Source organism: Fibrisoma montanum (assembly GCF_003583365.1).
GTDB classification, from domain to species: domain Bacteria; phylum Bacteroidota; class Bacteroidia; order Cytophagales; family Spirosomataceae; genus Fibrisoma; species Fibrisoma montanum.
In genome coordinates this window covers 1-408 of record NZ_QXED01000041.1, presented here as the reverse complement: position 1 = coordinate 408, position 408 = coordinate 1, and the positions used below count along the sequence as shown (strand labels likewise).

Annotated in this window: 1 protein-coding gene; it reads left to right on the top strand. The window is 56.6% G+C overall.

Annotation, left to right across the window (positions count from 1 at the left end; translation table 11 throughout):
- A partial coding sequence (locus tag DYU11_RS33410) for a hypothetical protein (protein ID WP_158600409.1) occupies positions 1-408 on the top strand: 408 nt, incomplete at both ends.

Genomic DNA, 408 nt, shown 5'->3' with positions numbered 1-408 from the left:
GTTTTCAAGCGCAAGGAACTCATCAAGGACGAGACTGAGCGCCGATCCACTGTCAAGATTGCCTTCGGCAAATCCTGCACTGATGACCGCAAGATCACCATCACTAACACCTGGACCCGCAGCGAAGAGGAGATCGCCCCTACTCTGCGCGCTCAGTGGGAAGAGACCCAGTGCCGTAAACAGGAGACCCAGGGACGTGGTATGAGCGACGAGTGCGTTGCTGCCCGCCGTCTGTCCGCTCACCTGAACAAGGCTGTCTGGACCGTCAACTGGAATGAGATGCCCGCTGTTGTTTACAACACCACCACCAAGGCCTCCAACCTCGTCCGCTACTGGTTGGGCCCTTACATGTCCGACAACCAATGGGACGTCAAGAACACCGAGAACCAGATCACCATCGAAAGTGTC